A 23,813-nucleotide genomic window follows, 5' to 3' on the forward strand; every position below is an offset into this window, starting at 1 on the left:
AGCAGCACATGCCTTTGCCCCGAGTCCATGTACCCTGAAGGCTTTCGACGATCGTGCGGGCGCGGCGTTCGAGTTGATGAACTTTGTCTAACGGGGGCATCGACCTTCTCCGGTTGAGGTGCCCTCCCCGCGCAGTCTCCGCTCTGCACTCGCGCCAATCCAATTTTCCTACATCGCTTGTTCTTTATATGTTCTCACGCGATTCGGCTAGACAAGGATCGAGAAATGACAATCAGAACTCTCTTGATCGCGGGCATCGCGATCACTTCTGGTATCCCGGCCAGTGCTCAGGACATAACAGCGTTAGCTACGAACGGCGCTGCGACCAGCCACTCCGAAGGCATTCGGATTGCGGAAGCATCAAACGGCTTTCAACTGGTCGAGCATGGGCTCTGGCGTTCCTCGCAGACCGCCCCAGCACCGCGCCTGTCAGTGGCGGACGATGGCCGGATCAACCTGCCATACTGTTACGAACCCAATGCCAAGCCCGCCCCATCCGGCTTCAGGCGAGCAAGTTACCTGCCCCACATCTATGCCGCGGAGGCGCAGTACTCATTGCCCGCGGGCCTGCTCGATGCGCTCGTATGGACAGAATCACGTTACAACCCATTGGCTGTCAGTCCGGCGGGTGCCGCGGGCCTTGGGCAGCTGATGCCCACTACGGCAAAGGAGCTTGGGGTCTTCAATCGCTTCGATCCAAAGGCCAACATCTTCGGGGCAGCGCGATACCTGCGGCAGATGCTCGACAGGTTTGGCGTGGTCCACCTCGCGGTAGCTGCCTACAACGCAGGTCCCGGCGCCGTTGAACGTGCTGGAGGCATTCCCCGCAATGGCGAGACGCCGGAATATGTTCACAATGTGCTGCAAAGTTGGAAATTCTAGTCTGCACGTAACCTGGTAGGCAACGGAACTGGAAGCGGACGCCTAGGTTGAGATACGCAGCGCTGGTGCTCTTTCGGCGGAACGATCAACTGGCGTCAGGCCGCTTTGGCGAGGTCCTCGATGCGCGCTTCGCAGGCGCTCTTCACCAAAATCTGCAGCACCTTCACACGCTCGGCGATCCATGTGAGTTCGTCGGTGGAGATCTTGTACGAAGGCGAATAGCGCGCCTTGACGTAGGCATCGCGCAGCAGGGCATAGCAGCGCTTTTCGAAGCGCCCGGTACGCGGCCAGACGTCCTTCAGCGCGGGCTCAAGCTCTTCGGCCATGTCGCGCAAACGGTTAAGATTGTGGGATTTCGGACTCCAGAGCGTCCGGGTGAGGAAAAGGCAATGGTAAAATCTCTCTACCGCCTGATGGAAAAGGAACGCAGCTTCCTTCGGCATGCCACTGGCCTGAGCATTTGCGGCTAGATCTTTGAAGTTCGACGCGCTGCTGAACCAGTCATCAAAGTAGTCTCGTGTCTCCTTGAGAGCTTGCTCAGGCGACAACGGCATTGGCGCGACAAATTGAAAGTCTGGCTCCTCGAACAAGACAATACCATCCTTGAGGATGTCCATGAAGAAGTAGCGGCCAAGCCGCAGTTTGTCGTTCACGTCTTCCAGGCTGTGGTAGATCAGGCTAACCGGCGTACGCAGCGCATGCCCTGCTGACAGATCCGCCAGCAGCCTGTTCTCCGTCGCCTCCCAGAATTCGGCAATGTCCGTGAGATCGTCGTGGTTCACCACGACGAGAAGATCGTAGTCGGAGAAATAGCGTCCCACCGGATCCTCGACCCAATCACCCCGGGCATAGGACCCGAACAGAACGATCTTGAGCAACTTGCCTGCGCGGAAGCGTGGCTGGGTACGTGTGGAAATTGCCTCGGCAAAGCCGGTGCGCACGGTCTCGACCACATGTGCAAGTTCACGCCGCTTGCCTTCGGGCAGGTGATCAAGGCCGGAGTTCATGGAACGCAGATTCGACGGTTTTGCTTCTCGTGCCAAGGGCAAAATGAACAAGGCAGCAGGAAGGCTAAGGTAAGTCACTCGTCGGTAGCAGCGCCACTCTCGGCTGGTAATCCAAGCCGAACAGACGGAGCCCCGGAGATGATCGATCCCAGCAATGACGCCGGCTTATCCGATCCAGCATCGAGCAACGGGTAACAAACCTCTCGTCATACCGGGCATATAGCGCGGCAAAAAACGAGTCGAAGTGCAACCCGCTTTCCTCACTCGGAAAGCCTGGTACCAACCTTGTCCGGCATTCCTCCTCCATGGCAACCATGGCAAGCGCCGCAGCCTCGCATTGTCCGGCCTGGTCCATGAGTTCACGGCGGCGCCCCAAAACCTGCAGGGCGTCGTGAAACCGCCGCACTGGCGACACCGGCACCCCATCCTGCGCCAATGCGGCATTGCCGCCACCTCGCCGCCAATCAAGGGCAGGACGGTTTTGTGCTGCCGAGTTCTCATTCGTAACTCGGTTGCCGCGCAACAGGACCAGATGCCCGATAACCAGTGCCGGATGCATCATGTGGAGGTTACTGCATTCGCCGACGATTTCCTCGAGGCGATTGCCGAGATTGCGAAAAGCTCCGGTGACGCCCTTGCAGGAAACCGAGAGCACAGGCCCGATCCGGGCAAGCGAAACCAGAACGTCGACATGCTTGGCTCTGATCCCTCCGAGAACGGTCCCTTCCCCGCATCCGCCCAGGGCCGGATCGAAGTGCAGCAGTGGAGGCTTGCGTCTACGACGCTCCACGCGAAACGGTGGCCGCGGAATGATATCGTCCGGATCGAACCCACCTTCCACGACAAGCCGGCACGCCACATACCAGTGCAAGGGAAGGATGTGGCGCTCCGATTGGACGCGTCCATCGAACTCGGCAAATGCCGCGAGCGCTGTTGCCATGCTGGTCCAGCGGCATGTGTGATCGCCCAATTCCGCCTGGGCGTAGCGTCGTGAAGCTGCGGCACTTTGCCGAACTGGCTTTCGAAACCCGTGAAGCCGGCGAGATCGAGCGCATACCGGACGAGCGCTCATGTGCGGGTCTCGCTGCTAGCCGAGCCTGTGTATTGTCTGCAATCAAAGCAGCGCACCTTGCTGCAAGGCAAATAACCTTCTGACATTTTGATCGAATTTGGCGGTTCACGGTATTGAAGCGTGATTGAACCGTGATAGAGATGTGACAGTTGCAACCGGATCGCCTCCGATCCTGAGAAGTTGGATCGCGGTCCACAGGCAGGAGAAAGGGCGCCCTGCTGGAGTCCGGCAAGTAAAACTGCCGGTGGGCGCAATGGCACCTCATGGCGACTCGGGCGCTTGGGGAACTTCTGGAAGACATGTCTGACCGGGTGGGTTCGATTATAGAACTCGACGAACTGCTCGGCGAAGTAACCAACAGGCTTGGCTTCGACTACTATGCTCTCACCCACCATTGTCAGCTTGCGAGCAAGGATGATGGAGCGATCAGGCTGCACAATTACCCGCAAAGCTGGGCAGAAAGTTACGACTCCCATGCGCTGGGCATGGTAGATCCGGTACATCGGGCCAGCCACGTCACGGCCAAGGGCTTCTCCTGGTCTGACATCGGTCGCCTCATTCCGCTCACGCCCCAAGACCATAGAATGCTTGCTCTTGGTGAAGAACAGGGCTTGCGTAGTGGCTTTACTGTACCAGCGCACGTGCCGGGCGAAGCGCGCGGATCCTGCTCCTTTGCCTGCCGCAATCCGCGAGATGGTGAGCCAATTCCGCTCATCGCCCATTGCGCTGGGACATTCGCCTTCGAAACCGCGCGGCGTCTCTGGCTGAAGAGAGGTCATAGCCTGGGTTTGCGCAAACCGGTTCTGACCGATCGCCAGCGGGACTGCGTGCTGCTCATGGCGCAGGGCAAGACCGATCCGGAAATCTCGACAATCCTGGGCATATCGCGCGAGACGGTGACCGAGCATGTTCGCACGGCCTGTCAGCGCTACGGGATCTACAAGAGACAATTGCTGATCACCCTGACCCTGTATGACGGAACGCTCACGTTCGGGGATGTCCGGCCCTGGAGATACCCCCATTTCTGGGGGTAGCGAGGAGGTCACCGCTGTCTGATCCTTCACCGACCAGTTCGGTTGAGGAGCAATCCGTCATGTTGAAAGTCACCACGCCCGGCACGGAGCCGGGCGCTGCCCTGCTGCGCGCCATGTTTGCTGCACGAAAGGCGGTCTTCATCGATCTGCTTGGGTGGGACCTTCCAGTCCTTGCCGGGCAATACGAAATGGACCAGTTCGACGATGAGCACGCACGCTACCTGATCCTCAGTGACAACGATGATCATCTCGCGTCTACCAGGCTCCTGCCGACAACAAGGCAAGGAATCCTGTCAGGCCTTTTCCCGATGCTCTGCGCCGGGCCCGTACCTTGCGCACCGGACACCTTCGAAATCACCCGTTTCTGCCTCGACCGGTCGCTGAATGCCCGCGAGCGGCGCGACGTCCGCAATGCCCTTGTCCACGCGCTTGCCACCTACGCAATCGAGGCCGGGATTTCGCGGTACTGCGCAGTCGCAGGCCTTGGCTGGTTCAGGCAGATCGAACGGTTCGGCTGGAGCTGCCGGGCCCTGGGCGCGCCCATCCGGACAGGAGGGCAGGAGCTGGTCGGCCTTGAAATTGGCATCACTGCCGACACACCGCAGCTGCTCGAAGCGGCCGGGATCCATTGCGGCCACGCTGACAATCTTGCCAAGGCCATACCCGGCTCCCTGCCCGCCGGGCACAAGGAATGGCACTGATGGAACCGGAAAACCAGATCGGTATGGCCGTCCGTCAGTTGCAGACTGATGGCTACGCGATCCTGCATGAAGCCCTGCCCGTTTCCGTGATCGAGCAACTCCATGAGGATCTCCAGGACGACTTCGCATTGACGCCATACGGAACTGGGATGTTCTACGGCGAGCGGACCAAGCGGTTCGGCAGGCTTCTTCGACGGTCCGCTGCCACGCAGTGCCTGGTCCTGCATCCGGTCATTCAGGATGTCGTGAGCCGGATTCTCGGGCCCTGGTGCGACCGCATCCAGCTCAACACGACCCAGGCCATCGCGGTCCATCCCGGCGCCCCCGCGCAGTTGCCCCATCGCGACCAGGACATGTGGCAGGCCGATTTCGGCAAACGCGAATACCTCGTCAATGTCATGTGGCCGCTCACTCCCTTTTCGGAAGAGAACGGAGGCACGCGGATCTGGCCGCAGAGCCATGGCAGCAACGCCCTGACGGCCGTGGCCCAGGACGATTTCATTGCGCCCGAGCTTGTCCCGGGATCAGCCCTGCTTTTCCTCGGCTCGACGCTTCATGGCGCGGGCGCCAACGCGAGTGCGCAAGAGCGGCGCGGCATCGTGATCGGCTATTCGCTGGGCTGGCTAAAGCCCTACGAGAACCCGTGGCTCGCCTACCCCCCGGACATTGCCAGAGCCTTTCCGCCCGAGCTCGCGGCACTTGCAGGTTACGTGCAGCACCGGCCGAACCTCGGGAACTTCGAAGGGCAATGTCCTTCGATCCTGCTCGGGGACTACAAGGGAGAGCCGCTAGGCGCGATCGATGCCTTGCGTCCCGACCAGGTGCAGCAGGCCAGTGCCTTTGCTCATGGGAGGCACGGATGAGCGCCGGGCCCATAGCAGAACGCATTTATGACGCCTTGCGCACCATGATCCTGTCCCGCGCATTCATGCCGGGTGACAGGCTCGATCCCGCAGTCATCGGCCAACAGCTCTGTGCAAGCGTCACGCCTGTGCGCGAGGCCCTGCATGTGCTGTGCGGAGAGCAGCTTGTCGTGACCCATCGTGCGGGCGGCTTCTTTCTCCCGACGCTTGATGAGCCAAGGCTCAAGGACATGTACGTTTTCAGTAACGAAGTGCTGAGCCTTGCGCTCCGCCTCTGGCGGCCATGGACGATCGTGGACTGGGACCGGATTGCCGAACGTCGGACGGCTTATGCCGAACGCGTCGCCGATGCATTCGAGGGAGTGGCACGCGCTTCGGTCAATACCGAGCATGGTCGGGTCATGGCCCTCCTCAATGCACGCCTCCATGCCGTTCGCATGGTTGAACCGGCGGTGCTGGAAGGCTCCATCGCAGAAGTGCGCGACATCGAATGCGCGCTGGACAGTGGTGACAAGGATCATCTGCGACGGTTGCTTGGCGCCTACCACCGCCGGCGCATTCGCAGCTCTGCCGAGATCCTGCACGCTCTGCATCGCCCGGCGAGTCCGTCCGCGCCAACAATCGGCATATAGAATTCGTATAAATTTCAGATCATCCGGCACCGTCCATAGTCTGATCCTGCCGCAATCACGCGGCGAGGTGAAAAGGAGAAGACCGATGGAACGCACGTTCGATCTCGTCGAGGACGTCGAAGACCTGGGCACCGCCAGCATCGAAACGCTCGGACCTCCGGGAGACCGGATCGAGTTCGGTGTGCTCGCGCAGCTGCCGGGCCTTGATCGCGACTGATCCACTGGCAGGTGCGCAAGGTCTTGCTGGCCCCGCGCACCTGCCTTGTGCTTGTGCGAGGCGGACATGACAGCGCCTGGTGCCGATCTTACCTCCGAGAAGCTCGCAGCCGGGGTCGGTGTTGCGCAGATCGGCGACAGGGCGGTCGTTCTCGATGTCCGGCATGATCGCTACACGATGTGGAGCGGGTCTTGCGCATCAGCGCTGCTGGACCTGCGCCACGGCAAGCCCTGTGCATTGTCTCAGGACGACTGCCGCATACTCGAAAGACACGGCCTGCTGACGAAGGGAGAACGGGACGCAGGACCCTGGCTCACGGCAACAGATATCCGGACGCCGACTGCCAGCGCAGTGGAAGGTCCCGAAGCCGGTCGGTTGCGGCCGCTGCATTTGGTAGCGAGCACCTGGAACTGCATCCGCGCCAGAATGGATTTGCGCTCGGCACCGCTCCACGAGGTCCTGATCGACCTGCCTGCTGCGTATCGGGGGCGTACGACACGTGACCTTGTGACTCACGCCCGAGCGTTCGACCGGGCGCGACGCTGGGTGCCGGTTCGGCCAAGATGCCTTCCCGACGCGCTGGCCTATGCGCGCGTGGCACGGCGCGAAGGTTTTGCGGTCGATCTGGTATTCGGGGTGAAACTTCATCCCTTCGAAGCCCATTGCTGGGTGCAATCGGGCAGTCTCGTCCTGACCGATCCGCTGGACAAGGTGCGCCGCTTCGAAGTGGTACTGGCACTGTGACCGAAGGCTATCTCGTCGCATGCGCCCTCGATGGGCAGCCGGATCTGCGATCGGATTCGCGATCGGCCGAAAATCTCGTTCACCGGCTGCCCGGTCCATGGCGCGCACGAAGGTTCGAAGGGCTGACCATCGATGTCTCGCCATCAACCGCATGTCGGCAGATCGGCAGGACTGTGATCATCGGACAGATCTTCGGCGATCTTGCGGTCTTGCAGCGCGCCGATCTTCATCCCGACCTGCTCGTGGCGCATTGCTGGGGCAACTACCTTGCTCTGCACATGTCCAAGAGCGGGCATCCGTCGTGGTTGCTGCGAGCGCCGCTTGGCCATCTCCCTGTCTACACGACTGCTACGGCCGGCAGACTGTGGATCTCCTCGCATGTTCCAGAGCTTGCGGCTGCGCGCGGTGTAAGGCCGCAGATCGACTGGTCTTTCGTCGCGAACCATCTTGCTTTCCTGCATCTCAAGACTGCGCAGACCGGCCTTGTCGGCATCGAAGAACTTCTGGGCGGGCAATGGCTCGATCTTTCCGTGGAACCGGCGCGGCGAACGATGGCCTGGTCCCCGGGAACGTTCGTGCGGACTGATATCGAGATCGCAGACTTCGCTGACGCCAGCAGGCGCCTTGCCGAGAGCATAGACGAGGCTGTCCGTTGCCTGGCGGGTGATGGCAAGGTCCTCCTCGAATTGTCGGGCGGACTCGATTCCTCGATCATCGCAGCGGCCCTGGCAAGGTGTGAGGCCCAGGCACAAGCGGTCAGCCTTTCAACGGGCTCGGCAGAGAGCGATGAGCGCGTCTATGCACAGGTTGCCGCTGATGCTGCAGGCATCGCGCTCAAATTCCGCGAAGTCGGGATATCCAACCTGGTTGGACGGGCCCGCACCCGCGAAGCCCGTCCGGGCCTGCCGGTGATCCTCGGCGCGGCCGATTCAGTGCTGTCAGAGGAAGGCGCAGCGCAAGCGATCACGGCATTCTTCAGCGGTGCGGGTGGTGATTGCGTTTTTGCAACGCCCAACGCTGCCGGGGCCGCAGCGGATGCCGCGATCCGGTCGGGTTGGGCCGCCAGGTCCACCTGGCGCACGATCGAGGCAATTGCCCGCTATCACAACGCGAGTGTCTGGTCAGTCGCTGGCAGGGCCTGGCAGCTGGCACGAGGCGCGAGCGATCCGGGCAGTTGGCCGCGCACACGCGGATATCTCGCCGATACCGTGCCCTTGCCCGATGCACCGCTGCACCCCTGGCTCGCGGAAACCAGCAGCATGTTGCCCGGAAAGCGGGACCACGTTCATGCCATTCTCGCCAGCCTCGCCCACATCGATGGTTATCCTCGCCACGCCATTGCCCCGACGCGGTTTCCGCTGCTCAGCCAGCCCGTCGTCGAGACCGCCTTGCGCATACCAAGCTGGCTCTGGGTCGAGGGCGGGCAGGATCGGGCCGTGGCCCGAGCCGCATTTGCTAACCGCCTGCCAGACCTGATCCGCGATCGACGCAGCAAAGGGGCACTCGATGGCTATGCCCTGGCTGCGATAGAGCAGCAGGCGGACGGGCTTAGGCCGTTCCTGCTCGATGGCCATCTCGCGCACCAGGGCCTGCTCGATCTGGCCAGAGTGGAGAACGCGTTGCGGGAAAGGGTAAGGCGCGCCGATCCCCGGGCACATCTTCTCCTGCCGGTGATCGACACCGAGAACTGGCTTCGCGCCTGGCTTGGCGATCCTTGAGTTGCTGACCGGCGCAATCGACCAGCCATGGCGACGGTGGACCGACGAGCGATCAGGGCTTCATATCCCGCCAGCGTTGCCAGGATGCCGGATCAGCAGGCTTGCCGCCTGCGTCACCCAGCAGCCAGAACCTGAACCAGTCGAAGTTGCGCAAGTTGGCCACCAGTTGGTGACGCGGTTGCCACTTGAGGTGCATTTCACCGGGGAAAGCCCAGAGTTCGACAGGCTTCCGAGCGCGCTGCAGCCGGGCAAGGAGCTCGACATTGGCGCGATATTCCTGCTCGGGCAATTGCATCAGCAAGGGTACCGAGATGCGGTCGGCATTGAAGGAAGGGGATACGCGCCTCCACCCGGCCTGATCCGTATCGGGATCACCCAGGCCCCAGGCCGACTTGAGCATGGCGGGCACGTCGCGCCCCGCGACGGCGTTGAACCAGTAGTAGGTTGGCGTCACCATGACGTTGGCTACCGCTGTGGCCTTCAGCAACCTGCTGTGCATGGCGAGCCAGGCCGTAACTTCGCCGCCGAAGCTTACCCCGCCCATGCCGACGCGCGTGGCATCGATCTTGCCCTGCCCGGACAGCTCTGCGATGATCGCCGCAATCCCGCTGGCAGCCACCCTGTAGGCTTCGACGTTGTCCCCGCCGCCGGCCACGCCGGGTTGACGATTGATGCACAAGGCCGCGATTCCCGATGCCGCGAGATCGCGCAAGGGATACTCGTCCCCCGTCCCGCCGCGCAGATACCCCTCGCAGGAATAGTAGGTAATGAACAGCGGCACCGGCCCAGTCTGGCCCGGGGGTAACGCCAGATATCCCGAGAATGTTCGCCCTGCCCGGTCTTGCCAGACCCGCCGGTCGAACCGGATAGCGGGGTTCTCGAGCGGCGCGTTAGGGGCCCTGAGGACCTGCTCATGGCGTGATGCCAGATCAATCGCCACCACGCGTGGAGGCTCGTTGGCCGAGGACGCGACGCAGATGAGCCTCCGGGTCGAAGCTGCGCAGGCCTTGCCGTTGTCTCCGCCATTGCGTTCGCCCGAACTCTGGAACACCTCCTCGACCTGCCCGCTGGCCGGGTCCCATCTGGCCAGAGTGCTGCCACCGTCGCCATTGCGGCTTTCGAAAATCAGGGCATTGTCCGTGCCAGCCCAGGCGACTGAGCGCGCCCGGGCGGCTGTGCATTGCACGGCTTCACAGTGCGCCAGCTCCTGCCCCTCGGCATTGACGACGGCCAGAGCCGAAGCCACGCCTTTGGACAGGACAACCGCAATGCCTCTGGCATCGCCCGACGGCTGGCGCAGCGCGACGTACCAGTCTTGCACTCGTTCGAGCGAGCGCGGTCGGGAGGCGTAGTTGCGAGCCTCTTCGGCTGTGGCATCGCGGATGGTTGCAAGGTCTTGCTCAAGCACCTTGAGTTTGGGCTTGACCGCGGGGATGATGCCGCCCTGCTCGAACCAGGCGCCCTGGAGCCGTCCGCTGGCCCAGCGGCCATCGATGCGATCGCCACGATACAGTGGCCTTTGCGGGTCGACCGACGCATCGATCCGCGTTCCGCTATCGTACTCGGCCTGCTCGGCAGCTTCGATCGCGGCGCGCTCCGGGCCAAACCCAAGCAACCATTCCTTGCCGCCCGCAAGCCGGATCATCTCCCCGGCATTGCCCGCCTCGCTGGTAACTTGCGCAGCGCCTGAACCATCGGTCGCCGCCTGCCAGACCTGGACTTGCCCGCCTGCGATCTTGCGGAACAGCACGGTTCTGCCATCGCGCGTCCACTGCGCGCCTGAAGCCAGGGGAAAGCCGTTGAGCCATTCGATTTCTCCAGCATCGGCGATGCGTCTGGCAGGCGCCGAACCGTCAGACGGCGCCACCAGCCATGCGACATCATAGTCATTGCGGTCGACCGAGGCGCGGTACTCGCGCCAGAGGGCAAGCATGCCATCCGGCGATATGGACGGGCTGTCGATCCGCGTGATTTCTATGGCGGGCCGGATCCCGGCCCCGTCCGCAGCCTGCGCTGCAAACGGGACCAGGGCGGCCAGGGCAAGCGACAGCGGGGCTGGATGCCATCGCGTCACCATGACTTGGTCACCTGCACCGCGACAAACCGTCCAACCGCGCTTGCCTGCTCGGGATCGAAGCCGGCTGCGCTGAACGGGGTGCGATTGTTTACATAAGGCGGGTCGCGATCGAACAGGTTGGTGATGCTCAAGGCGAACCGCGTGCCCGCCAAGGCACCGGCTTCATCTCCGAAGCGCTTGGAAAGCGTAAGATCGACTGTCGTCCAGCTTGCAACCGACTCGACCGGTGCCACAGCCGTGTTGCGATAGCCCGCCATGTGATTGACGAAGGCTGTTGCACCGAAGCCATCCTGTTCGAACCCGGCGCGCCCGCGCAAACGATAGCGCACCGGGTTGCCGATCGTCCCCAGGGCCTGCGTGCGCGGAGCAGCCGACGTCAACTGCTGCGTCAGGTGGAACAGCCAGCTCCCCGATGCACCAAGCGAAAGCGCACCTCTGGCCGTCTCGTGGCGATAACTGAGATCAAAATCGATCCCGTCGAGATGGTTGCGCGCCAGGTTGGCGTTGCGCGCATCGATCACGTAGCGGATCGAGCCTGCAGCAATGCCAAAGGGATTGCTGAAATCGGGGCTCGCATAGAAGCTTGCCACTTGCGCTGGCGACGGATTGGCCGTGATCAGCGGCTCGTAACGCGACCGCTGGGCCAGGAACGTGAAAGCATCGACCGCGGGATTGAAGATGCGATCCTTGTAGGAAATGTCGAACCACGTCGCGCTCATCGAAAGCCCCGGGATCTCAGGTGGCCTGAAGTCGACGCCAGCCGTCCAGGTCCGCGCGCGTTCCGGTCCGATCCCGGGATCATTGCCGAACAGGGCAATGACATTGCTACTGCCGGAGGGCGAACCGGGGTCTGTAACGGGTATCGGCACGACCTGGCTGAGCCCCGGACCCTGGCGCACGTCGAAGAAGCCGGGTGCACGAAACGAGGTGCCGTAGGACCCTCGCAGCGCAAGGCCTTGCACCGGCTCCCACGTCAGTCCGACCTTGGGATTGGTCGTTGTCCCGAAATCCGAGTAGCGCTCGATGCGTCCTGCCACCGACAGGTCGAGCCGGTGCACGCCTGCCATGCCCTGCCCAGGACCGACCAGGGGCGCACGAAGTTCGGCAAATCCGGCAAGCACATTGCGCGCCAGCGGGTATCCATTGTCGCCACTCGCGACAGGCGCAAGCGTCGTCTCATCCGCAAGGCTGCGCGAGCCGTAGCCCTCCTCGCGATACTCTCCCCCGAATGCCAGCGTCAGCGCTCCCCCCGGAAGCGCCAGGAGCGGCCCGTCGAACTTGAGACCGGCGGTCGTTTGGCGCGACCGCGCACTGGTCAGCGATGATCCGCGCACATAGTCGATCGTGGCCGCACTGGTGTAAGAGCCATCACCGAACACATTGAAGGCCTTGGCCGGATCGGGATCAGCGAGAGCCTGCGCGAGCCGGGCGCGATTGACGAGATTGTCCCGCAGCAGCTCTTCATGCTGGACGCCATGATTGCCATAAGCCTCGGCCCGCCATGCCCCGAAGCGTGCTTCCAGTGCGCCCGCGACCGTCCAGTTGGTGACATGCGAACGATTGACCGTGGGCCCGAGGTCGTCCCGGAAATCATAACCGACGCGGATGGGCTGACCCGTTCCGATCGGATCGACATAGAACGGGTTGCTCACGGGCACGGTAACCTGCGAGCCGAAGACGATGTAACGCTGGTCCGAGCGGCGGTCGGCAGCAAACCCCTGGAGCCGCATTGTCAGCCACGACGACAGGTCCTGTTCAAGCGCGATAAGCCCTGCGTGACGGCGCGTGCGTGGCAGGATGTCGGTCAGGCGCCGACCGTCGCCAAGATTGCGCACGCCGGCAAGCAGATCGCCTGGTGCAAGCGCCCTGCCATCCTGTCTGGCCGGTATTCCGAAGATTGCGCCGTTGGCTGCAGTGATCGTGCCGGGATTGGCGAAGGCCTGGCGATAGTCAGGTCCACCGAAGCGGGTAAGGTCCTCTGTTGCGTAATCACGGTCCTGGGCCGCGAGGCGGTCGCGCCGGTAGAACTCGTAAGCCGCCATCAGGCTGCCGCTGTTCCAGCGCAGACCTGCCAGCTGACTTGCCTGCACCTCGCTGAAGCCGTCGGCCATGCCGATCCGAAACGATGTCTCGGCCCCTTCGTATCCGCGCCGCAAGCGTACGTTGACCACGCCTGCAACAGCATCGGAGCCGTAGATGGCTGACGCACCATCTGCGAGGACTTCGATGCGTTCGATGGCACTGGCCGGGATTAGTGAAATGTCGACGATCGAGCTCGCGGCTCCCAGTGCGAGGCGATTGCCATCGACGAGCGTCAGGGTCGAGGTCGTGCCAAGGCCGCGCAGGTTGATGCTGGCACCAGAACCGATATTGGCATTGGCATTGTTCCGCTGGGTAAAGCCGAGTGTGCCTTCATTGGGGCCCCCGCCGAAGTTCTGCGGAAGGACCGATACCAGGTCCTGCACGGTGGCCCTGCCGCTTTCCTCGATCGCCTTTCGGTCGATCGCGATCACGGCAGCGCCCGCCGGCGCCGAACCGCGAATGCGCGTGCCGGTTACCACGATATCGTCAACAGTGCTGTCTGCGGATGCCTCACGCGTTGACGTTGTCGATCCTGCCGAGCGGATCGCGTAGCCTTGGCTCGTCGCGATGCCGAGAAGCCCTGAGCCTTCGAGGATTTTGCCCAGCGCGCCAGCGAGCGTGTAGGTCCCCTGCACTGCCGGAGCGGTACGGCCCGCCATTAGCTTGTCGTCTGCGATGATGGTTGCACCGGCCTTGGCGGCAAGATCGTGCAGCGATCGCGCCATGGCCTGCGCCGGCAGGTCCAGCGCAAGGGTATCGGCCTCCTGCGCGCCCGCAGGTGCTGCCGCCACCAAAGGTGCCGCCAGCATTGCGATGACCATGGCATGCGTTGATGTCTTGAACGTCATGATTGCCTCCCTCGCGTCCATATCAAGGGACGCGCATCGGTTGGGACGACGTCGCGCGAAAACACCCGCCAGAATTTTTATCGGCGGGCATCGTCGCGGACGGCCCGCAGCCGGTCAGCCGTTCACCCCGTGATTGTGGAGATCATGCCGAGCCGTCAGCGCGCACCGATCCACCGCCTCCTTTCCTCTGTCCGGGAAGCGAATGAGGTCTCTTGCATCCAGAAGATGCCGTCGGTCGGACGCCGCGCGGATCATGCACTCGGTCCGCGTGGGAACGCTGAAAGCTTCAGGCCATGTCGATCAACAGCATGCCGGGGCGCTGCGTCACCCTGATTCCGCCCAGGGCCTCGAGAATGCTCGCAAAGCCTTCCGGATCGTCGAGGCGGATCGCACCTGCCAGAGTCCTGTTGGCCAGTGCAGGACTTGCGAGGCGAAGCTGAACAGCATTGCGCGCGTTGAGCAGGCTGACCGCCTCTCCCAGGGATATGCGGTCACCGGTCGTCATTGGAGGGCGTGCAGAAGAACTGCGCTCGGACTGATGCTCGGTCCCGGATGGCCGCGCTTCGATCGTGTGAGCCCCGCGACCAAGGGTGTGCCGAGCGCCATCGGCGTTCTGCACCTGCACATGGCCATCCAGGACCTCGACGCGCAGACCATTTGCGGCGCGCGCAATATCCACCGTGCCTGCGGCACTGTCGACCCTGGTGCCTGCACTCATGATCTGCATCGCATCTGTGCCGCGCCGCGCCACACGGATACGAACGCGACCGGCATCAATCGTAACCTGGCGGATTGCGCGAGTGATGTTGGTTCGTGCCTTGCTCGGCCCGTTGAGTGTCAGGGAGCTTCCATCGACAAGCTGCCATGTCCGCGTTTCACCTGCGGCCGTGGTGTATGTCCTGGCCTCAACGGTGGTTCCAACGCCGATTACCGGATTGTCACCTGAAAACCGCAATGTCAGCAATCCCATGCCAAGCAACAGGCATGCGCCGACTGCGGCAAGTTGTTTGCTGCGTTGCTGGTGCAAGGGTGCACGGGTCAGCTTGCGCTCCTGGCCAAGGGGGCTCTGATCGAGCGCCAGGCTATCGCGCCACGCGCGCTCCACTTCGGCATACGCGAGACGGTGTCGCAGATCTCTCGCAAGCCAAGTCTCGAAGCCGGGCGCACGCGATCGGCCGACATTCTCGTTGCGCGCCAGCCACTCTGCCGCTTCATCGCGAATCTTGCCGGGCATGGGTTGCTTCGTCACCCGGGTCAATCCTCGGCGAGATGCCGCGCCAGGACCTTGAGCGCCCGGCTCATCTGTTTCTCCACGCCCCGCACACTCAACCCCGTCTGTTCTGCGATCTCGGCATAGCTATAACCATCGAGCCGACGAGCAAGGAAGATGTTTCGCGTGAGCGGCTTGAGACGGGACAGTGCCTGTTCAAGCCGGGCGAGGCGATCGCGCGCTTCGAGTTGTGCCTGCAGATCGCATCCTGGATAAATGTCCTCGAACGGCTCATGGCTGTAATGGTGCTGGCGCATCTCCTGCCTGACCATGTCTTTGCGCGCGTTGTCTGCCGCAACCCGCACATAGCCGGTAAGGTTCTCGATCTGACGCTGTCGGCTCGTAATCAGGCGCACGAACACCTGCTGGACGAGATCCTCCGCCAGGGTCATTCCGGTCTTGTGAGCAAGCTTGCGCAGCAGCCAGGGGCGGGAGTGGCGGAACTCGGCCTCGATCACCGCCAGGTCAGGTGGCAGCGCTTCTGCGGTGTTCTGGCCATGGTTGTCATGACCTGCCTGTGCTGCAAGAGGTTTCGTCAATTGCCAAGCCCCAGCCCGCGAGGCATTCCGGCGGTTGGCCGGATCCTGAGAACACGTCTGGAGACATGCGCCTTTGCCTTTGGTCCCGAAGGACTTGGACATGGACAAGGGCGATCCGGCCGCACGCAGCGACAGAAACAGCAAAGCTACCAGAGCAAGGTTCTCAGGCCTCGACGCAGCAAATCTTTGCCACGCCTTTGAAAACTATGATAGCATGGTTACAAACGCAACGAGAATTTGAGCTCCGCCGCGCGGCCGCTGGCGATTATGTAATATCGGCCCGTCGACGTGCATTGCTCCGCAAAACGGACGCAGCGCCCCGCACTTGCGCCCCGACCTTGCAAATAGGGCCGGAAGGGATTGCCCGCCTGCGCTGCAGGCGGCATTGGCCGGTGTCAGCGATCAGACTTGTGAGGACATTCGTGGCAGAAGAAAGAAGGCGCATCTCTGGTATTCTGAGCATTGGAAGCCGCGGCCTTACCCTGACGACTGCCAGCAACGAGCTATGGATAGTGCAGACGGATCGGCCAGCAGATGAATTGATTGGAGATTCAGTCACTGTTGAAGGCACAGTCACGGGCTTTGATCGGATTCGCGCCGATCGGATCGGTGCCAACTAATCTCGGACTTTGGCTCGGGCGGCAGATCTGCGCCTGGCTCTCGGCTTCCTCGTTGCACCGGTTCCATCAAGCATATCTGCCCAGTCCTGCATCATCCGGCGGCGGGGCATGAGGTACTCAGCAGCGTTGTAGGCTCCGCGCACGTCATTCTGCTCAGAGTGAGCCAACTGAAGTTCGACCCAGTCTTCATGGAATTTCCGAACCCAGATCGGCGGTTTGCCAAACTCCACGAGCTGCTCATTGGCCCAAGTGCTGGCCAGTCCCCGAAAACCGTGCACCGTCTGCCGGCTGTGGAATCCCAGCCGATACAAGGCATAGATCATGGTGTTTTCGGAAAGCGGCTTGTCCGCATGGGCGCCTGGGAAGACATAAGCTCCCGTCGCAATCTCGATCCGGCTTTTTGCAATTTTTGCGGCCTGAATCGAAAGCGGGACGAGGTGCTCCCGCCCCATCTTCATTCGCTCGGCCGGTATCCTCCAGAGCGGTGCGTTACCATCAAGGTCCTCAAACTCGGTCTTGACCGCCAGCCTCAGCTCTTTTGTTCTGACCCATGTGAGCAGCGCGAACATGAGCGCATCGCGTGTTATCGACGACCTCCGGTCTCCCGATTCTTGGTAAGTCCGTACCTTTTCCACAAAAGAGGGCAACTCCGTCAAAGGCAGGCGGCTCATGTGCTTGACGCGTGGCCTGGGCTTCAATGCACCCTTGAGGTTCGCGGTCGGATCATGTGAAGTGAGGCCACAGGCAATGGCAAACTGGAACACTTGTCCGACGCCCTGCTTTGCGCGCCGGCTTATGTCGAGCGCTCCGCGCGCTTCGACTTTGCGGACCATATCCAGGACGTCTGGTGGCGTAATTGTGTGTATGAGTTTGTTGCCCAGCGCTGGAAAGACATCGCGTTGCATTCGCGACCAGACCCTTTCAGCGTGTGCGGGGTCCAGCGAAGTCTTGCGATTCTCGTGCCACTGCGTGGCAACGGAAAGGAACGTCATTCCGGAAGGATCCGCCTCCGACTTGTTGCTGGACGGATCTCGCCCTTCGCCCAGCAATGCCTTGGCTGCCTTGCGTTTTGAACGGGCAGCGCTGATGCTGATGGCAGGGTAAGGCCCAAACGATAGGAGCTTTTCCTTCCCGGCGTAACGGTACTTCATGCGCCACAGCCTCTTTCCATTGGGCTGTATCAAGAGGAAAAGCCCCTCTCCATCGGCTAGCTTGTACGGTCGTTCGCCCGGCTTTGCGTTCTTCACCTGAAGCTCTGTAAGAGGCATGGGGGTATCGCTCCTTTCGATACTCCGCAAAAATACCCCCAAAATACCCCCAAACCAAAATCGGCAGCATGGGGACGCATTCGAGAGCTTGCGGACGCGAATCACCCGCAAACCTCTGCTTTTCCGTCGAAATTTGGAAGGATGCGGAAGCTTGGGAATGCTTCCGGACAATGCCATTGGTAGCGGAGGAGGGACTCGAACCCCCGACACGCGGATTATGATTCCGCTGCTCTAACCTGCTGAGCTACTCCGCCCCATGTGCGGACTAGAAGTCCGCTAGGCAGGGCGCGCTCCTAACCCTGACTGTCAGATCGGTCAACCGGGTTTCGGCCAAAAATATGCATGGCTGTGCGCACGTGCTTTGCCCTCGATGCATCGCGACAAGCGAGGGCCGACTTAACCCGGAATCGTCAGCCGCCGTCCCTCAGCCAGAAGGCGCCAGGCCGCAACGTCGGCGACCATCGCGGCCGATGCCGCGCGGGCGAAGTGCTGGAGCTGATCGGCTCCCGGCCCGCCGGCCTCTGCATCCTCTTCCAACTGTGCCAGCAACGCAAACAGCCTGTCAGCCACGCGCCGGGCGCGTTCGGCAATCCCCTCGAAATCGATGATCACCCTGATGCCATAGCTGCTCGTTGCAATGGCAGGCAGGCCTGCGGTGATCGCGGTCAACGGATACTTGAGCATGGTGCCAAGCTCCGGACGGATGAAATAGACTGCCAGCCAGCCGATCGCCGCAATCAGCACCGTCGCGAACAGGACTTCGCCAAAGCGCTCGATCCGGTGCGCGGCGCGGTGCATCCGGTGCGCCGTGGCCGTGTTCCATTCCGCCTGCTCGCGAACCTGTTCGATCGCCGCCATGCCGGCCTTCTGCGGATCGGACAGGTCGAGCGTCAGCGGGTCCGCCGCACGGGCCCACGCGGCCACATAACGGCCAGTCAGGCCGGTGCCGCCGCCTGTCCGGCCAATGCCGACCATGCGGCGCAGGATGGCGACGCGAAGCATCTCGGCCACTTCGCGCGATTCGAGCCAGCGATCCTGCCAAGCCTGGCGACGGGCCATCGTCGTGTGGACCAGCAGCAGCAGGATCGTCGCTACTTCAAGCGCCACCAGAACCCACTTGGCATGACCCGCAAGCAGCGACGCGGCAGACAGGACCACGGCCAAGGCTGCCAGGGCGAAGTTCACGATGACAGCCGAACGAAACGCCTGTGCGGCGGCAACAGCGGCGCGGTCCCACCACGCGAAGGCTTCGGCCAGTCCATCGTGCGGCGGCGATGAGGGCGCCTGCACAGCGGTCCTTCGTCTGGCGCTTCCGCCCGACAAGCGGAGCAGCAGCGGATAAGCGCCCTGCGCAATGCCGAACCGGGGCGTCTGCTGCAGCCAGTGCCAGTCGCGTACGCGAGCTTTGTCATCCGGCGGAGCGAGCAGTGAGGCAACAAGCGCAGGGACATCCGCAACCGGTCGCCGCGGCACATCGGCAAGGCGCATGGCCGGAGCATCCGGGCCACTGCTGCACAGCTCAACGCTCAAGCCATCAGGCGAAATCGTGACCAGGGGCACGCTGCGCCGGGCCGCTTCCTCGATCACCTCGCGCGTGCCGCCCCTTCCCCGCCCGGGGCCGCCGTCCCAGACCGCTATCAGCAGATCGACGTTGTCCAGCAGGAGCAGTCCGGCGCGGTCGTAGGCCCGTTCACGCGCCTGCGTCGTGCCATCCAGCACGATGGTCGAGGTGGCGGCTTGAAGCAGGGCTGCGAAGTCGGCACGCGATGCCTCATCCGCAAAGTCGCCCTGATAGACCTCCGCCGGGAACGGCAGAACCGCAACAAGCGCCTTGCCCTGACCGAGCGCCACGCGAGCAGCGATTCGATCCGCGCCCTCGGCCAGCGCGGAAACCAGCCGGATCCGGTGCCCTGCTCCCGCTACCGAACCGGACGACAAGTCCGAAATGGCCGATTCTATTGCCGAAAGCAGGCGGCCGATCTGTTCGGCAATCTTGCCTGCGTCCTCCAGCCGGTCCGGACGATGGCCGACGATGCCGACATTGAAAGCAGCCTCTGGCAGCGGCGCGTTGCCGTTGTTGTTCAAAGGCATAGGCCCCACTCCAGCACGGATCTCAAGTCTTTGCCCGGCATACTGAACTTGCCTGCGCTCCACGTTTCCGGAACTGGATAGTTGAAGGAACAAAGCACAATTCAACAGTACGACCAATCTTGTTCTGCGGAATTGCGCTTCCGCCGGACAAGACATTCATCGTCTCCATGCTTGGCGATAATACTGCGCGGATGTAGGCTGCGCGGACCATGGCCTCGGCAACCAATCCTGTTTCGCATGACCTGACCGTGCTGTTCGGTCGGCACTTCGCCTGCGCCGCCGATGTCGCCGCGCAAATGGCCTCGGCTGCGCGCGACAACACCTATTCGCCCCGCGCCGTCATTCTCGGCCTTGGCGCGCGCAACGAACAGGTCCACGTCATGCTTTCGGGCCGCGCCCGCGCCCGCGCGATCTCTCTCGAAGGGCGGCAAGCCGTACTCGAAGAGTATCAGGCGGGCGACATGTTCGGCGAACAGGCGCTGCTCGGCCAGCACGATCTCGAACTCGAGATCATCGCGGTCGACGCCGTACGCGCCGCCGCGATGATGGCTCATGTGATGATGACGCTGATGGCCACGCACCCGGCGGTCGCCGTCGCCGTCTCGCGCCAGCTCATCGCGCGCCTTGCTGCCCAGAACGCGCGCCTTGCCGGCAACACCACGCTTTCGGCCACGGGACGCATCCATGCCGAGATCCTGCGCATGGGGCGCGAGAGCGGAGACCTCTGCATTTCGCCCGCACCGGTTCTCAGCCAGCTCGCGCTCCGGGTGCAGAGCACGCGCGAGACGGTATCGCGCACCATCGCGGCGCTGCAGCGTCGCGGCATCATCGAACGCGACGAACACTCCCTGCGCATCGTTGCCGAACACCGGCTGGAAGAGCTGATCTACTAGGCTGCGCCGGTCAGCCCATCACGGCGCCACCAACGCGCAAGGCATGGAGCCTGATGTCCCCCGCTTCGCCCAGCGGCTCGGCGTAAACCTCTGCACCTGCCGCCAGGAACAGCGCCGAGGCGAAAGTCTCGCTGACGGTAATGGTCCCCGGAAAGGCCAGTGCCGCCACCTCGGCAAGCTGGTCCACCGTCCGGCCGATCAAGGCATCGGGATCGCTCAGCCAGTGCGCAAGGCCATAGTGCCCGGCAATCCGCAGCGCGAATGGTGCCGTCGGTATCTCCAGCGCCGCGCGGGCATAGGCGAAGGCGCTCTCGGGATCGGTGAAGGCCACGATCCGGCTGTTGCCGCATGGCAGGGCCAGCGCCGGTCGCACCGGCAGCATCGCCAGTGCAGCCCGGAACGGCATGAGCACGCCCGCCACCGCTTCGGCCAGGGCAGCTTCGTCCAGTTCGGCAAGGCCGATGAAATCGATCTGCAACAAGGCTAAGAGCCGACGGTCGGCCTGCCCTTCCGGGACTGCCCGCGATCCCGACGACGGCACCGGAGCCATGCGCGCCGCCCGGATCACGTGGCTCGATCGGCCGGTATCTGACCAGCGCCGTGCCTCGCGAGCAGTGTGGATGCCTGCCCCCAATGCACCCGGACCATCATCGACGATGACGATCTGCACCGCTTCGCTGCCAAGGCTCCGGGCATGACGGACGGCAGCGCCCATCGCCACGTCGGCGGCAAGGTGGCTGGCGATCGGCTCATAGGTTCCGGTGTTTCGCGCCGTTTCCGTCCAGCTTGCCGCAGCATCGCGGCAACGGCGGAACCGCTCCAGCCAATCCTCGCCGTATGGTCTGACAGACTGCGCGAGGAATGCTTCCTCGGACAAGGGCAGGACCACGTGCAGTTCGCCGCCGCTTTCCAGCAGCCGCTCGGCAATGGTGATGTCCGATCCTGCCGCCAGCGCTCCGAAGCCGAAACCGACCCGCTCGGCGGCGATGGCCGCATCGATCTGCCCGATCACAGCGGGGTCGGGCCTGCTGCCGAGGCCGAGATGTCCGGCAAAGTGCATCGCGGCGGGCGGTCGGAACGCATCGAGCCAGCCATCGTCGATCTTCAGCGCCCGCGCGATCATCCGGAACTGGCGCAGGGCAAGCGCATGGTCCTCGAACGCCAGCGGTGCCAGCGCCACGGCCTCGACCAGAACGCGGCGCGCAGCCTCGGTCCGCCCGGCCACGAGATGCGCCTCGGCACGGCAGGCTTCGATCATGAACGGGGTGTCATGCACCTGCGGGCCGGTATCCAGCCACGCCAGCACCGCCTCGGCCAAATCCCTTGCCCGGTCCGCATCGCCCGCCAGCAGGGTCATTGTCGCCGCGTTGATGCGCGTGTGCAGTTGGGGGACAAGCGCGTCGGCACTGGCATAGGCCGCCGCAGCCTCGGCAAATGCCCTCGCGCGCAGCGATGCCGGCAGCGTCAGCGCACGCTCGGTCAGCAACCTTGCCCGCACCGCCTGCGTGGCCGCATCGCCGGTCCGCCAATCATGCCCACCCTCGCGGAACAGTCGCTCGGCGTGGCTGATGGCTCCGGCACGGGCTGCGGTTATGATGGCCGGGAGACCGGCGGGCGCGATCATCGTGTTGTCCTGCAACGATTACTGGGTTTCCAGCCGGTCCGTCCGATTATCCGACCGGCCCGATGCTGGATCAGCGGCGCGAATTTGGCAAGCAGAGCCCCGCCGATTTGCATCGGCGGGGGCTTTGGCTTGGGTCGTGATCAGTGCTTCTCGGGCGCGGCCATTACCAGAGCCGATGACTTGGCCGACTGCGCCTGGGCAATGCGGCGATCGAGTTCGCGCTTGGCATCGCCATTGGCCTTGGCAAAGCAGGCCAGGTCGAAGCTCTGAGGGCCGCGTTCGCGATCCTGCGGGGTCTGGCACACGCGAATGGCGGCGCGGCGGATCGCCTTCTTTGCAGCCTTGACCGCCGCCGGGTTCTTGAGGTTCGAATAGTCGACGGTCACTTCCTGCGTCGGCAGCGTCTCGGCATGGGCAAGTCCCGGAGCGACTGCCCCTGCGGCAAGAGTGGCGGCGGCGGCGAGAGCGATGAACTTGGTGATCTGCATGGTGTCCTCCTGTTGCCGAAGTGGCAGGAGGAGAATTAGGCAGCCCGGCGATTCCCGACGCGTGACGGCTGTCACGGGGTCATTTTTCTCGGATTTCCGGCTCAGCCTTGCGCGATGGCACCACCGCCACGCCGCTCGCGCCACGCCTTCACCAGCGGCATGAAAGGGAAAACCCACTGCTCGCGGATCGACAGGCGCTTGCGGTCATCCTGTCCCACCACGCTGGCCTCGCCTTCCTTGTAGGTGCCGAAGATGCGGTCGCACAGGATCAGCGAATTGCCATAGTTGCAGCGCGTGTCCTCATAGGGGACCGAGTGGTGCAGGCTGTGGTGGCGGATCGTGGTGAAGAAGAACGAATAGAACTTCGGCGGATCGGAGCGCACGTTGGCGTGAGCAAAGGTCGAGATGACGCCGGTCGCCCCGAACGCGCCGAGGATCGCCGCCTGCGAAACGTCGAAGAACACGATCACGCTCAGGCTGATCAGCACCAGTTCGATCGGATTGCCGACCGCGCCCTTCATGGCGTTGAGCTGGGTGATATGATGGTGCGGCGCATGGGTCAGCCAGAACGGCGTCGAATTGTGCATCAGGCGATGCATCCAGTACTGCCCGAACTCATAGACGACCAGCACCAGCGCCACTTGCGCCAGAAACGGCATCTCGCCGGCCCAGGGCGTCGCGATCCCCGCCGCCTTCTTGAACGCCATCAGCGGTGCATCACCGACCAGCTGCGAGATCTTCGAGATCAGCGTTGCATTCAGGACCATGTAGAACAGGTCTGTAAAGAACTCCCGCCGGTTCATGCGCCAGCCTTCGTGGCGCTCGAACACCAGCTCGAGTCCCAGAACCCAAGTCGTCACCAATGCGGTCATGATGATCGCGGTCCAGGTGCTTTCGACCCAGGCCTTCGGCGCAAGTCCCCAGAAGGAAACGACAATCGCCAGCGTGACCGGCGGCAGCATGTCTACTGCAAACTTCCTGATGTTCATGACGCTTGCCTGCAAAACCCCTGAACGGAACCCGTATACCGCACTTAGGCCGAACCCGCCAAACCGGGCGCTACGTCAATCGACGTATCCGCAGATTCGGGCGGGCAGGTATTACCAAAGCAGCTGATCGTAATACCAAGGACCAGCCGGTCCG

22 protein-coding genes and 1 tRNA gene are annotated in these 23,813 nt (G+C 63.0%); 10 read left to right on the plus strand and 13 right to left on the minus strand.

The features are described from left to right. The first annotated feature begins 225 nt into the window (after positions 1-225). Positions 226-882, plus strand: a complete 657-nt coding sequence (locus tag I2488_RS14485; protein ID WP_196276531.1) for a lytic transglycosylase domain-containing protein — start codon at positions 226-228, stop codon at positions 880-882. Between the two features lie 95 nt (positions 883-977). On the opposite strand, the gene I2488_RS14490 is transcribed toward I2488_RS14485, so the two are convergent. Beyond that, the gene (locus tag I2488_RS14490; protein ID WP_196276532.1) at positions 978-1,889 is read right to left on the minus strand and encodes a HEPN domain-containing protein; all 912 of its coding nucleotides are present in this window, start codon (positions 1,887-1,889) and stop codon (positions 978-980) included. A gap of 64 nt (positions 1,890-1,953) precedes the next feature. Further along, a complete protein-coding gene (locus tag I2488_RS14495; RefSeq protein ID WP_196276533.1) occupies positions 1,954-2,829 on the minus strand; it encodes a hypothetical protein in 876 nt (291 codons plus the stop codon). 431 nt (positions 2,830-3,260) lie between these two features. Here I2488_RS14495 and I2488_RS14500 point away from each other — a divergent pair, with 431 nt between their 5' ends. The 6 genes from I2488_RS14500 (at position 3,261) to I2488_RS14525 (ending at position 7,152) form a co-directional block, all read left to right on the plus strand. Further along, positions 3,261-3,995, plus strand: coding sequence for a LuxR family transcriptional regulator (locus I2488_RS14500; RefSeq protein ID WP_196276534.1), 735 nt, complete (start codon positions 3,261-3,263; stop codon positions 3,993-3,995). 113 nt (positions 3,996-4,108) lie between these two features. Then, positions 4,109-4,696, plus strand: a complete 588-nt coding sequence (locus I2488_RS14505; RefSeq protein ID WP_343071081.1) for an acyl-homoserine-lactone synthase — start codon at positions 4,109-4,111, stop codon at positions 4,694-4,696. Beyond that, the gene (locus tag I2488_RS14510) at positions 4,696-5,559 is read left to right on the plus strand and encodes a phytanoyl-CoA dioxygenase family protein (RefSeq protein ID WP_196276585.1); all 864 of its coding nucleotides are present in this window, start codon (positions 4,696-4,698) and stop codon (positions 5,557-5,559) included. Before I2488_RS14505 ends, I2488_RS14510 begins: the two co-directional genes overlap by 1 nt. Beyond that, positions 5,556-6,191, plus strand: a complete 636-nt coding sequence (locus tag I2488_RS14515; RefSeq protein WP_196276536.1) for a GntR family transcriptional regulator — start codon at positions 5,556-5,558, stop codon at positions 6,189-6,191. The genes I2488_RS14510 and I2488_RS14515 overlap by 4 nt, the downstream gene beginning before the upstream one ends. A gap of 85 nt (positions 6,192-6,276) precedes the next feature. After that, positions 6,277-6,408 (plus strand): benenodin family lasso peptide, encoded by a 132-nt coding sequence (locus I2488_RS14520; RefSeq protein WP_118074434.1) that lies wholly within the window; start codon positions 6,277-6,279, stop codon positions 6,406-6,408. Between the two features lie 66 nt (positions 6,409-6,474). Next, positions 6,475-7,152, plus strand: a complete 678-nt coding sequence (locus I2488_RS14525; protein WP_196276537.1) for a lasso peptide biosynthesis B2 protein — start codon at positions 6,475-6,477, stop codon at positions 7,150-7,152. A gap of 143 nt (positions 7,153-7,295) precedes the next feature. On the opposite strand, the gene I2488_RS14530 is transcribed toward I2488_RS14525, so the two are convergent. Then, the gene (locus I2488_RS14530; protein WP_196276538.1) at positions 7,296-7,667 is read right to left on the minus strand and encodes a hypothetical protein; all 372 of its coding nucleotides are present in this window, start codon (positions 7,665-7,667) and stop codon (positions 7,296-7,298) included. Positions 7,668-7,727: 60 nt separating this feature from the next. On the opposite strand from I2488_RS14530, the gene I2488_RS14535 reads away from it, so the two are divergent. Further along, positions 7,728-8,870: an asparagine synthase-related protein gene (locus tag I2488_RS14535; protein ID WP_196276539.1), complete on the plus strand. Its 1,143-nt coding sequence runs from the start codon at positions 7,728-7,730 to the stop codon at positions 8,868-8,870. Positions 8,871-8,922: 52 nt separating this feature from the next. Here the strand turns inward: I2488_RS14535 and I2488_RS14540 are convergent, their stop codons facing one another. The 4 genes from I2488_RS14540 to I2488_RS14555 all read right to left on the minus strand — a co-directional run bounded on the left by I2488_RS14540 (position 8,923) and on the right by I2488_RS14555 (position 15,788). Continuing rightward, the gene (locus tag I2488_RS14540; RefSeq protein WP_196276540.1) at positions 8,923-10,947 is read right to left on the minus strand and encodes an Atxe2 family lasso peptide isopeptidase; all 2,025 of its coding nucleotides are present in this window, start codon (positions 10,945-10,947) and stop codon (positions 8,923-8,925) included. Further along, the gene (locus I2488_RS14545) at positions 10,941-13,877 is read right to left on the minus strand and encodes a TonB-dependent receptor (protein WP_196276541.1); all 2,937 of its coding nucleotides are present in this window, start codon (positions 13,875-13,877) and stop codon (positions 10,941-10,943) included. Before I2488_RS14545 ends, I2488_RS14540 begins: the two co-directional genes overlap by 7 nt. Before the next feature lie 286 nt (positions 13,878-14,163). Then, complete coding sequence (locus tag I2488_RS14550) at positions 14,164-15,111, minus strand: FecR family protein (RefSeq protein ID WP_196276542.1); 948 nt, start codon at positions 15,109-15,111, stop codon at positions 14,164-14,166. A 20-nt stretch (positions 15,112-15,131) separates the two neighbouring features. Then, on the minus strand, positions 15,132-15,788 hold the full coding sequence (locus tag I2488_RS14555) for an RNA polymerase sigma factor (RefSeq protein ID WP_196276543.1): 657 nt from the start codon (positions 15,786-15,788) through the stop codon (positions 15,132-15,134). A 104-nt stretch (positions 15,789-15,892) separates the two neighbouring features. Here I2488_RS14555 and I2488_RS19645 point away from each other — a divergent pair, with 104 nt between their 5' ends. After that, a complete protein-coding gene (locus I2488_RS19645; protein ID WP_246465684.1) occupies positions 15,893-16,306 on the plus strand; it encodes a DUF5818 domain-containing protein in 414 nt (137 codons plus the stop codon). On the opposite strand, the gene I2488_RS14560 is transcribed toward I2488_RS19645, so the two are convergent. The 3 genes from I2488_RS14560 to I2488_RS14570 all read right to left on the minus strand — a co-directional run bounded on the left by I2488_RS14560 (position 16,303) and on the right by I2488_RS14570 (position 19,665). Further along, positions 16,303-17,574 carry a tyrosine-type recombinase/integrase gene (locus tag I2488_RS14560; RefSeq protein ID WP_196276544.1) on the minus strand — a complete coding sequence of 424 codons (1,272 nt, stop codon included), beginning with the start codon at positions 17,572-17,574 and terminating at the stop codon, positions 16,303-16,305. The genes I2488_RS19645 and I2488_RS14560 overlap by 4 nt on opposite strands. 177 nt (positions 17,575-17,751) lie before the next feature. Continuing rightward, positions 17,752-17,828: transfer RNA gene (locus I2488_RS14565), tRNA-Met, on the minus strand. A 142-nt stretch (positions 17,829-17,970) separates the two neighbouring features. After that, entirely contained in the window at positions 17,971-19,665 is a 1,695-nt protein-coding gene (locus tag I2488_RS14570) for a hypothetical protein (RefSeq protein WP_196276545.1), read from the minus strand. 209 nt (positions 19,666-19,874) lie between these two features. On the opposite strand from I2488_RS14570, the gene I2488_RS14575 reads away from it, so the two are divergent. Next, positions 19,875-20,558 (plus strand): Crp/Fnr family transcriptional regulator, encoded by a 684-nt coding sequence (locus I2488_RS14575; RefSeq protein ID WP_196276546.1) that lies wholly within the window; start codon positions 19,875-19,877, stop codon positions 20,556-20,558. 10 nt (positions 20,559-20,568) lie between these two features. On the opposite strand, the gene I2488_RS14580 is transcribed toward I2488_RS14575, so the two are convergent. The 3 genes from I2488_RS14580 to I2488_RS14590 all read right to left on the minus strand — a co-directional run bounded on the left by I2488_RS14580 (position 20,569) and on the right by I2488_RS14590 (position 23,659). Further along, positions 20,569-22,182 carry a hypothetical protein gene (locus tag I2488_RS14580; RefSeq protein ID WP_196276547.1) on the minus strand — a complete coding sequence of 538 codons (1,614 nt, stop codon included), beginning with the start codon at positions 22,180-22,182 and terminating at the stop codon, positions 20,569-20,571. Between the two features lie 140 nt (positions 22,183-22,322). After that, the gene (locus I2488_RS14585; protein ID WP_196276548.1) at positions 22,323-22,670 is read right to left on the minus strand and encodes a UrcA family protein; all 348 of its coding nucleotides are present in this window, start codon (positions 22,668-22,670) and stop codon (positions 22,323-22,325) included. A 101-nt stretch (positions 22,671-22,771) separates the two neighbouring features. Beyond that, complete coding sequence (locus tag I2488_RS14590) at positions 22,772-23,659, minus strand: sterol desaturase family protein (protein WP_196276549.1); 888 nt, start codon at positions 23,657-23,659, stop codon at positions 22,772-22,774. Positions 23,660-23,813: the final 154 nt, after the last annotated feature.

Origin of the sequence: Novosphingobium jiangmenense (assembly GCF_015694345.1) — a bacterium.
Lineage (GTDB): Bacteria > Pseudomonadota > Alphaproteobacteria > Sphingomonadales > Sphingomonadaceae > Novosphingobium > Novosphingobium jiangmenense.